This window comes from Frankia sp. AgKG'84/4, from assembly GCF_023242965.2.
Taxonomy (GTDB): Bacteria; Actinomycetota; Actinomycetes; order Frankiales; family Frankiaceae; genus Frankia.
In genome coordinates this window covers 1-7842 of sequence record NZ_JALKFU020000228.1, presented here as the reverse complement: position 1 = coordinate 7842, position 7842 = coordinate 1, and the positions used below count along the sequence as shown (strand labels likewise).

7 protein-coding genes and 1 pseudogene are annotated in these 7842 nt (G+C 71.2%); 4 read left to right on the top strand and 4 right to left on the bottom strand.

Translation table 11 applies throughout. The features are described 5' to 3' along the window. On the bottom strand, positions 1 to 645 hold a 645-nt coding region (locus MXD58_RS15095; protein WP_250609427.1), incomplete at its 3' end, for a TerD family protein. 865 nt (positions 646 to 1510) lie between these two features. Between MXD58_RS15095 and MXD58_RS30720 the strand changes: the two genes are divergently transcribed. The 4 genes and pseudogenes from MXD58_RS30720 to MXD58_RS15080 all read left to right on the top strand — a co-directional run bounded on the left by MXD58_RS30720 (position 1511) and on the right by MXD58_RS15080 (position 4738). Then, positions 1511 to 3073 (top strand): WD40 repeat domain-containing protein, encoded by a 1563-nt coding sequence (locus tag MXD58_RS30720; RefSeq protein WP_248836882.1) that lies wholly within the window; start codon positions 1511 to 1513, stop codon positions 3071 to 3073. After that, a pseudogene (locus tag MXD58_RS31135) lies at positions 2992 to 3357 on the top strand (WD40 repeat domain-containing protein); the annotation flags it as partial. The gene MXD58_RS30720 and the pseudogene MXD58_RS31135, both read left to right, overlap by 82 nt. 269 nt (positions 3358 to 3626) lie before the next feature. After that, complete coding sequence (locus MXD58_RS15085) at positions 3627 to 3980, top strand: WD40 repeat domain-containing protein (protein WP_248836881.1); 354 nt, start codon at positions 3627 to 3629, stop codon at positions 3978 to 3980. A 59-nt stretch (positions 3981 to 4039) separates the two neighbouring features. Beyond that, positions 4040 to 4738, top strand: a complete 699-nt coding sequence (locus tag MXD58_RS15080; RefSeq protein ID WP_248836880.1) for a hypothetical protein — start codon at positions 4040 to 4042, stop codon at positions 4736 to 4738. A gap of 113 nt (positions 4739 to 4851) precedes the next feature. Here the strand turns inward: MXD58_RS15080 and MXD58_RS15075 are convergent, their stop codons facing one another. The 3 genes from MXD58_RS15075 to MXD58_RS15065 form a co-directional block, all read right to left on the bottom strand. Next, a complete protein-coding gene (locus MXD58_RS15075) occupies positions 4852 to 5649 on the bottom strand; it encodes a vWA domain-containing protein (RefSeq protein WP_248836879.1) in 798 nt (265 codons plus the stop codon). After that, positions 5646 to 7007, bottom strand: a complete 1362-nt coding sequence (locus MXD58_RS15070) for a hypothetical protein (RefSeq protein WP_248836878.1) — start codon at positions 7005 to 7007, stop codon at positions 5646 to 5648. The genes MXD58_RS15075 and MXD58_RS15070 overlap by 4 nt, the downstream gene beginning before the upstream one ends. Positions 7008 to 7075: 68 nt before the next feature. Then, complete coding sequence (locus MXD58_RS15065; protein ID WP_248836877.1) at positions 7076 to 7648, bottom strand: hypothetical protein; 573 nt, start codon at positions 7646 to 7648, stop codon at positions 7076 to 7078. Positions 7649 to 7842 lie beyond the last annotated feature (194 nt).

The window sequence follows — 7842 nt, the reverse complement described above, 5'->3', positions numbered from 1 at the left end:
CCGCTGCTCGGTCCAGGCGGTGCCGTCCCACCAGCGCAGCGCGCCGGGGCGGGCCGCGTCGACGTGCCAGTCCGCCTGCCGGTTCGCCGGCGGCGGGGGAGCGGCACCGGTGCCGGAGCCCGTGTTGTCCGGCTCGTCCTCGACGGAGATGCCGAAGCTGCGGGCGAGGCCGGCCAGGCCGCTGCTCCAACCCTGGCCGACGGCGCGGAACTTCCAACCGCCGTCGCGCCGGTAGAGCTCCCCGAACACCATCGTCGTCACCGGCTCGGCCGTCTGGGCCCGGAACGCGGCGAGCAGCCGGCCCGCGGTGTCCTCGACCTGCACCAACACAGCCCCGGCGCCGGCGAACGTCCCGCTGTCGACCGAACCGGCGAGCACCACCGTGGCGATCTCCGGTTCGACGGCGCCGAGCAGCACGGTGAGCGTCCCCCCGGCCCGCTGCGAGGTCACGCTGACGGTTCCGGACCGGTGCCGCGGCTGGTTGAAGAAGACGAAGTCCTGGTCCGAACGCACCGTGCCGCGCCCGGTCAGCAACACCCCGCTGACGTCGACCTGCAGACCCGACCCCGAGTGCACCACCGCCCGCACCGTCACGGTGGGAACACCGACGTTCGCGCCACGTGCCAGCATTGCGGCAGTACCCATTCCCAGCCCCCCTGAGCGCGGCCCGTCGAACCGGCGGTGGCCCCTCCACCCCGCGGGCGGACGCCAACCCGACACGTCCCGATACCACCGGCGCGAGATCGGTACCTGGCCTGCGCCCGCCGTCGATCAGACTCGCAGACTGGGAAAAATACCTCACCGCATCTGCCTGCAAGCAGGCGGTCATACCGCTGCGCGGCCAGTCCTGCCAGCGCGCGCGGCCACTGCGCTGGTCGGCGTGGGTGCGGAGGCAGGAAGATCGGGCCATCAAGGGCAGGATGTGCTCGACTCGCTACGCACGGCGAGAGGTGTTCGGGGGTTGGCGAGGTCTTTCCACGTCGGCCCATTCTGTGATCGGACCGTTCCATCGTGGTCGGCAGAAACCGGTAGGCTTCTGGGTCACAGGTGGATGTCCGCCGCAGTCAGATCGCAAGCAGACCGCAAGCAGACAAGGTGGTTGGCGAAGTAGTCGCCCTGTCGGTCAGGGATGGAAGTAGGCTCGCTCGGCGGTAGCCGCGGGTATCGGGGGATCCATCGAAAGGGCGCTGGTCGCAGCGGCTACGTGCCCGGAATATGGCGGCGGCCCGCCGCTGGATTGTTCGCTGGCCGTCATGCTGTTTCAGTGCGGCTGGCGCCGTCTGTTCCCCGCCCGTCCTCATCGCTTCTCGGGCCGCGCTAGGTGTCTGCGGCCGACCTGCTGCCCGCGTGGCAGACAAGGGCCGGGTGCGGAGTCGGGAGAGCTGTGAGGACAGGAGTCCGCCGCCGCGCGTCGTCCGCGGTGAGCACGGGCGAATGGCAACCTGGCGCGGAGCTGAAACCGGGATCTCTGGGCCCGCCCGTGCGGGTCTTCATTTCCTACAGTCAGCGGGTGGATCGGGAAGTCGCGACCGCGCTTCGGCGCCAGCTCCTGATGCTCGGGTCGCGGCGAACCCTCGGCCGCATCAGATCGCCGGTGTCCGTGTTCCTCGATGTCGCGACCGCGCCGGCCGACGCGAGCCTTTCCGAGATGATCAATAAAGAGCTGGCCAGAAGCCACTTCTTCCTGCTCCTGGCCTCGTCCGGGCCAGACGGTTCGGCGGAAAGGCCGATTGTCGCGAAGGAGGCGGAGCAGTGGTTGGCCCTCCACGGCGGCCGGCCGGAACGCGTTCTCGTCGCGTTCACCCGTACGGACGAGGCCGCGGTGGCCCCACCGTCGGCAGCGCGGACTCCACCGGGCGAACCGCGGCAGGGCGGGGAGATGTCCGCGGCGCGCCGGGCGGCACTCACGGCCCCCCTGGGGCAGCTCGACGACTTCTATCCCGCCTGGGTCGACCTACGCGGGATCTACGACAACGAGCGCCTGCTCGGCGCCATGCCCCTGGCGAGACGCCGCCGCCGAGCGTATCTGGTTCGGAAGGCATCGATCCTCGCGGCGGCGGTACGCGGGATCTCGCCGGAACTTCTCACCGGCTGGGAAATCCGGCGCCGCACGAGGGTGCTGCGCTGGACTGCCACCGGGGCGACCGTCGGAATGTTGTTGCTGGGGGTACTCGCGCTGGTGGCGCTCCAACAACGCGATGAGGCCCGTCGACAGACGAGAGTGTCGGAGTCCGCCCGCGTCGCCCTCAAGTCCGCCGTCGTCCGGCGCTCGGACCCGTCCGTCGCCAATCAGCTCGCCCGGGCCGCCTACCGCCTCGAACCGACGCGGGAAGCTCTGGGCGCAGTGCTGAGCGCGTCGGGAGACACCGCGGATATCCGCCTGCTCGGCCATCGGGCTGTCGGCACCGCGGTGGCCTTCCGACCCGATGGGCAGCTCCTGGCCTCGGGCAGCGGCGACGACACGGTGCGGCTGTGGGCGATGGCGGCGGGCGGTGAGCGCCCGCTCGGGGTGATCCAGGCCGCGGCGGCCGGCGTCGCCGCGGTGGCGTTCAGCCCGGACGGTCGGCTGCTCCTGGCCGGCGGCGCCGCGGGCACCACGTTGTGGGATGTCACCGACACACGGTCGCCGAGGCTGCGCGCACGGCTGCCGAACGTCCTCGGGACGGCCGCTGCCGTGTTCGACCCGCGCGGCGGCGCCGTGGCCGTAGGTGACAGGAGCGCCGTCGCGATCTGGAACCTCAGCCGGCTGGATCGCCCGGCGGCCCTGCTGACCGGTGCCGGCGCCCTCGTCACCGACCTCGCGTACAGCGCGGACGGCACCCTGCTGGTCGCCGCGGCGGGCTCCGAGACACGCCTGTGGGACACCCGCGACGCCTTCCGTCCTCGCCGGGGCGCCGCGGCGCGCGACGGGACGGGCACGGTCGAGTCGATCAGTCTGAGCCGCGACGGTCGGCTGCTCGCGACCGCCGGGTTCGACCGCCTCGTACGCCTGTGGGACCTGCACGACCGTGCGATGCCGGTCCTCATGCGGCGCCTGGATGGTCCGGATGGCGCGGTGAGCGCCCTCGTCTGAGCCCCGACGGCCGCACGCTGGTGGCCGGCGATCGCGACCACAGGCTGTGGTGGTGGGAGGCCGCGAGCGGTGAGCTGCGGTCGGTGTCGGCGACGCCCGGCGAGATCCGCGCGCTCGCGTTCGCGGCGGACGGCCAGCGCCTGGCCACGACCGGGTCGGACTCGGCAGTACGGCTGTGGGACGTCTTCGGCCCGGTGCTCGCAGGTACACGGACGGCGCTGAAAGGTCTGGACTTCTCCCCGGACGGTCGTCGCCTCGTCACCGGCGGCGGCGAGCGCACGGTGCGGGTGTGGGACACGACGGATGCCCGCCATCCCCACCCGTTGGGCGTGAGCACGGCGTTTCCGGCTGCCGTCACGACCGCGTTGTTCGCCGGCGGCGGCTCCACGGTCGTGGTCGTCACCGGCGATGGCCGGGCGTCCCTGCTCGACGTGACCGACCCTCGACATCCGGTGCCGCGCGGGGTGCTGGCCGGTGGCGACGTCACGGTCGCCGCGGTCAACGCCGGTGGAACCCTGCTCGCCGTGGGCTGCGGCGACGGACAGGTGGCGTTGTGGAACATCGCCGACCCGGCGGTCATCTCGGACAGGTCGGAGCCCTCGCCTTCGCCCCTGACGGACGCACCCTGGCCTCCGGTGACGAGGAAGGCGACATCCGGCTGTGGGACACCGACAGCGGGCCCAGCCTGCGCACGGAACTCTCAGCGAACAGCGGGACGATCAACAGGATCGTGTTCGCGCCGGACGGTCACACCCTCGCCAGCGCCGCCTTCGACGGCAACGCGCGGCTCTGGGAGACCGATCTCGTTCGGGCTACCCGCGACCTCTGCCGGCATGCGGGCTCGCCGCTGACCCAGGACGAATGGCACGTGTATCTGCCCGGCATCTCCTACCGGCCACCCTGCTGAAAGGCTTCCTCTTGCCACCTCGATGGAGATCGGCCTGCGCCCTGCTGGCAGGTGCCGCCATGATCGTCGGATGTTCCGCCGGCAGGCCCGCACCGCCGCCGCATCTGCCACCGGGTGAGATCGCGCGTCGCGCGCAGGCGGCATTCGCGGACGCCAACACCGCCCACGTCCTGGGCACCGTCCGGGACGGCGCGCAGCGCTTCGCCTTCGACGCCCGCTACACGGGCGCCGACAGCGACCTCACTATCGATCACAACGGGAGATATCGCGTCCGGCGCGTCGGCGCCGCCCAGTACCTGTGGGCCGATCAGGCGTTCTGGGACGCCACCGTGCCGGCCGCGAGCGCGGCGCTGGCGGCCCGATGGTGGACGGGAAGCTTTCCGCCACCCCCGGCCGGAGTGGCGGATTTCAGCACGCGGAGCAGTGTGGTGAGTTCACTGCGGCGTTACGACTGGGCGCACGGGCAGGCGGCGCAGACCACGCTGCATGGTCACACGGTTATCCACCTGACCGCCGTCGCGGCCGGCGAGTCGACGACCAGCGCCAGCCTGTACGTGGAGAAGGACGGCGCCGGCCGTCCGCTTCGCTTCGAGGAACCCGACGAGTCCCTGCGGCTGGACTTCCAGGACTATGACCAGCCTTACCGGGTCCAGAAGCCGGCGGATGTGCTGGACCTGAGCGCCGCGGTGGCACAGGCGTTTCCCACCGCGCCGCCGGCCGGCGGTGTGCCGCCGGGCCCCATCCCCACCCCGCGATAGCGGTCCCGCTGCCGCTGGGTGGGTCGTCTCCGGGCGGCACCAGGACACTCTCGTCAGCGGCGGGGGCGGCCCGAGAAGCCCTGCGTCCTGCCACCCCCGCCGAGCTGGCGGGCCTACCGGCCCGCGAGCTGCCTGCCGGTGAGATCTGCCAGCAACCGCCCGTAGGCGAGCCCGAGATCGTCTCCGTTGGGACGGAAGTTGACGACCTGGATTCCGCCCAGTCGCGGGTCGGACAGGGCCGTGGGTCGCGGCTGGTTCTTGCCCGGGATGAAAAAGACCACCCGGGTGAAAGCGGCGGCGGCCACCTCGTCGCCGAGGGCCTGCGGAGAGTCGCCGGCCAGTTCGCCGTCGCTGACGACAGCGAGCGCGCTCGCCGCGCACCGCTGGCCCGCGTACATGCTCTCGGCCCGTTTGAGCACCGGCAGGAAGGCGGTTCCACCGCTGGTCAGGAGCGGGTCCAGCCGCGGCGTGCCCTGAATGTCGCGGATCGGGGTGAGCGGAAGGCTTGTCTGGGCGTCCCCGGCGAACGAAATACCGCCGAGGACGTCGTCCGGCGCGAGTTCACGTCGGCTGAACTCGAGCAGGTCGCGCACGGCGCTGGCGCGCACGCTCGGCAGCGGCGGCTTCGCCATGCTGCTCGAGACGTCGCTGACCAGCGTCATGCACACCCGCCCCGGCAACCTGCGGGCGCCGCCGAGGTGGGCCTGCGCCAGTGACGTCGGGGCGGCGTTGTCCTGGTGGTCATCGCACGTGACCAGCAGGAACGACCCAAGCCCAAGCAGGAGCAGCAGCGCGAGCAGCGTCAGCCACGTGCGCCTGCTCAGCGGGCCGCGATCATACCGCAGCCGTGCGGGCCGGGCTGGCAACAGGCGGGGCAGGTAGGGCTGCCCGGACTGGCCGCGGCCGATCACGCGGCGCGCTCGATCCTCGCTACCTGGCGGCGAATCGACGCGAGAGCGTCCGCCGTGGTGTCACCGTCGACGCCCAGCGGGAGGTCGGCGAGATCCTCGGCGGCGGCCAGCCGGTCCAGCAGCGCCTTCGTCGCCGCCGTGTCTGTCGCCGGGGACGCGGCGAGTCGATCGAGCTCCTGCCGTGCGCCGGTGACGGCCTGCGCCAGCCGTTCGAGGCTCGGCTGCGGGCCGTGGGCGTGCATCATCCGGTCCAGTTCGGACCGGATGATGCCGACAGCCTCCGATCGGGTGCTCCCCAGCGCGCGCAGGGCGGCCTGCGGCGATGCGAGTGCGGGGGCGTTCCAGCCGCCGAGGACCTCGTTGAGGCGGTTGTACGGATCCGGAGCCGGGCGGGGGTCGCTCGCCCTGGGCACCGGAAGGCTGTGCAGCACGCCGGCTCCCCGCCGAGCGGCCGATTCCGACCGCCGGCCGCGACCGGCGAGCCGTGTCGTGCTGCGCACGATCGCCCGGTCGCCGGCGAGGTAGCCCGCGTCGGCCCGGTGCGCGGCGCGCCACTGCCGGGTGAGTAGCTGATTGGTGATCTTGTTGACGCGGCCGGTGGCGCTCTCGAAGCTGCGGTAGGCGTCGTGCAACTCCCTGCGGGCGGCGTCCAGCTCCCGCTTGGCGGCCCGGTACTCCGGCGCGGCGAACTTCTGCTGGTAGGACGCGAATGCCGCGGACAGTGCGGACTGCAGGGCGATCAGCGAGCCGAACATCAGCCAGCTGGAGAACGGCGGCGGTTCGCCGTCGACGGTGTCGGCACCGGACTTGGCCGCGAAACCGATCGCAAGCATCACCAGCGCCGGTACAGCGATGATCGAAACCCCGACCACCAGCCGCCGTTTGTCCTTTCGCATCTGCTGTTCGGTCTCGGCGGCGGCCAGCCACTGCTTGACCAGGAATGCGACGACGGCGACAACGGCGATGGTGAATGCCGCGGGCAGGGTCCAGCTCGAGATCTGATCGATGTCGCTGGCCAGAAACACTCCGTGCAATGTCGCGAAATCAGCCGCGGCGAGCAGCAGATAGATTCCGAAAACCAGCCGTCGATCGAGCGGTGGAGAGGCCAACGGCTGCTCGCGGATATGCGAGTCGACCCTGTCGTAGTTGTCCTGGAAGGCCCCGGCCTCGCGGTGCGCGCCCTCGACCCGGGCGCGGGCGACACCGAGCTCGGCGAGAAGCTTCTCGGTTGACGGGCCGTAGAGGTCGATGAACGCCTGGGTGGCGTGCCGGTAGCCGTCGATGGCACCCGCGGCCTCCCGCGGCGTCGGGTGATCGACCTGTTCCTGCGCCGGCGGTGTGTCGGGCGTTCTCGGCACGGGTGAAATGGCCGGCTTCGCTGACCCCGGCTCTTCCCGGGATGCATCGCCGGGTATCTGTTCGCTGGTCATCCGGCATACACCTCGCTCACCACGACCGGGTTCACCACGCCCGACGCGGTCAGGAACTTCTTCCAGATCTCCACGAGCTCGTTCGCCTTGCCGGTGTCCGCGACGCCACGGCCACGCCCGACGTCGTACATGGAGGCCTCGATGCCGGTCAGTCGCACCGGATGGGCCTTGACCGTCTGCACCCCGTCGGTGAGCATGATCCCGATCCGCCGGGTGGCCAGCGGCGTGCGTTGGCTCACCGCCTGCCAGGCTCCGGCTATGTCAGTGCCCGGCCCCTTGGGATCGTTGGTGCCGTTCGCGTCCGGATGAGAGGCGAGTTCCCGCAGCGCGGCCCGGAGGGACGCGGCGACCGCGGGCCGCCGCTTCTTGGCGACCGAGTCGTTGTTCGCCTTCGGAGTCGTCGACGGACAGACCAGCAGGGACGTCACGCCGGCGACCGATCCCCGGAAAGCGAGGACGGTGAGTGGGGCGTTGTGAAGCACCGCCCGGTCGACAATGTTGTCGAGCTGCTCGGTGAACTCGCGCGAGGTGTTGTTGAAGCTTCCGGTGAAGTCCAGCAGCGCGATCACCTCTTCAGCAGGATGACCGCCGGCTGGTTCGATCGGAACCTTCGACGGGCACGCGCCGCTGGATACGGATGGACCGCTGGCGGACGACGATGAGCCGCAGCCGGCGAGGAGTGCTCCCAGGGTGCAGGCGACCGTGATCTGAAGAAATTTCTGAACGGCGATGGATGAGGGCCGAGAACATCTCGACAAGGCAG

Bases quoted from the DNA above. Each gene is read 5' to 3' on its own strand.
- MXD58_RS15080 (WP_248836880.1), top strand. From the start codon at position 4,040: ATGATCGTCGGATGTTCCGCCGGCAGGCCCGCACCGCCGCCGCATCTG.